1 protein-coding gene and 1 pseudogene are annotated in these 734 nt (G+C 46.6%); both read right to left on the minus strand.

The window, feature by feature from the left end; translation table 11 throughout:
- Positions 1-133 (minus strand): annotated as a pseudogene (locus DW085_RS20105) (DNA-binding protein); the annotation flags it as partial.
- Positions 126-548: a type II toxin-antitoxin system PemK/MazF family toxin gene (locus DW085_RS18810; RefSeq protein ID WP_118494367.1), complete on the minus strand. Its 423-nt coding sequence runs from the start codon at positions 546-548 to the stop codon at positions 126-128. The gene DW085_RS18810 and the pseudogene DW085_RS20105, both read right to left, overlap by 8 nt.
- Positions 549-734 lie beyond the last annotated feature (186 nt).

Here is a 734-nt window from a genome sequence, read left to right on the forward strand (position 1 = left end):
CCGTGAAATAAACGCAGCCGTTTTCCACATACTGAACATAGGAGATCAAACCGTCTGTTCTTGCAGCATCCAGTGTTTTTACGCTGATTCCCAGTATACTGGCTGCTTCCTTCCTTGTAATCAGTTTATCCATCGCCTTCTTCGCCTTCCTTTCGGCATTTGCCCTGTCTTTTTTTCTCTGCCTGTTCCGGAATGTAATAACCAAGCTGAATCCTTACAGCTTCGTCGATCCCACGCATCTGCCCCTTACTTACCCGCCCAAGATAGCGAATCACGCATATCTTGTCGCAGGTGTCGAGCTGTTCTGCCAATACCATAGACGGTTTTGCCAGTCCCTTTGCTTTACGGAGAAAGAAATGCGTTGACTGCTTTCGCTTCTTCTCAATTTTCGATGTCAGCGGAGCAATCGTGATTGTCGGCGCATAATAATTACCGGCATCATTCTGAAGAACCACAACAGGACGAACACCGCCCTGCTTTGATCCAACCGGAACACCGAGATTGGCGAGATATAAATCACCTCGCCGATAAACCCAGTTTTCTTTCATTTTCTGTTGTCTCCAATCTCCATACACTGATATGGATAAAGCCTGCCAGGTATCATGCTGATACAGCACCCAGCAGTGCTTTCTGAAAATATGGTTTCTCTGTACTTTTTCTTATCACCCCAGAGATGTAGGATTTCTCACAGGCGGCAGTGTGCTTCACTGCTCCATTGGAATTTAACCATCCCG

Origin of the sequence: Clostridium sp. AF50-3 (genome assembly GCF_003477445.1) — a bacterium.
In the GTDB taxonomy this organism is placed as follows: Bacteria; Bacillota; Clostridia; order Lachnospirales; family Lachnospiraceae; genus Otoolea; species Otoolea fessa.

Bases quoted from the DNA above. Each gene is read 5' to 3' on its own strand.
- DW085_RS18810 (WP_118494367.1), bottom strand. From the start codon at position 548: ATGAAAGAAAACTGGGTTTATCGGCGAGGTGATTTATATCTCGCCAAT.